Source organism: Treponema endosymbiont of Eucomonympha sp., from assembly GCF_001028545.1.
In genome coordinates this window covers 1-552 of the sequence record NZ_BBPW01000473.1, presented here as the reverse complement: position 1 = coordinate 552, position 552 = coordinate 1, and the positions used below count along the sequence as shown (strand labels likewise).

Sequence of the window (552 nt, the reverse complement as noted above, 5' to 3'; positions counted from 1 at the left end):
AAATACGATTATGACACCCTCCGCTATAAAGACGCCTTCGCGTTTGAAGCGTGGATTGTGCGGCAGTTCGGCGGCACGCCCAACGCGAAACAGCGGGGAGACATGGGGCTTGACGGAAAAGCCGCCGACGGCGCGCCGGTTCAGGTAAAACGCTCCGACAATATCGGGCGCGGCGTCATAGACAATTTCAAATCCGCTCATGCTTCTTATTATTCCCGTTCTATTTTGCCGTTTATTTTTAATTTTATGGTTTCAATGTTTTCAAGCCCGTCATTGTCTACAACTTTAACGGCGATATGGTAAAGCCCCGCCTTGCACGAATAGATTTGTTTGCCTTCTTTGTCGATAAACACTTCCGGCTTAAACCCTTTTTCCGCGTCATAAGCAAAGTCCCAGCTATAAAACTCGATTCCGGCGGGACTTTCCCCCGCCGCAGCAAACTCTATTTTGCGAACGCCTTTTTCGTTTTTTTCCAGTTCGCTGATATGAACGCCGATAGTTGGTTTTACGGCTATGGGGACGATGCTCTCTACCGTTACCAGTTTGATAATC

General features: G+C 48.4%; 2 protein-coding genes. Both read right to left on the bottom strand.

The features are described from left to right. Positions 1–201, bottom strand: a 201-nt coding sequence (locus AWU74_RS07645; RefSeq protein ID WP_162505042.1) for a hypothetical protein, incomplete at its 3' end; no start/stop codon positions are given. An 8-nt stretch (positions 202–209) separates the two neighbouring features. Further along, positions 210–552, bottom strand: a 343-nt coding sequence (locus tag AWU74_RS12055; protein ID WP_187150944.1) for a hypothetical protein, incomplete at its 5' end; no start/stop codon positions are given.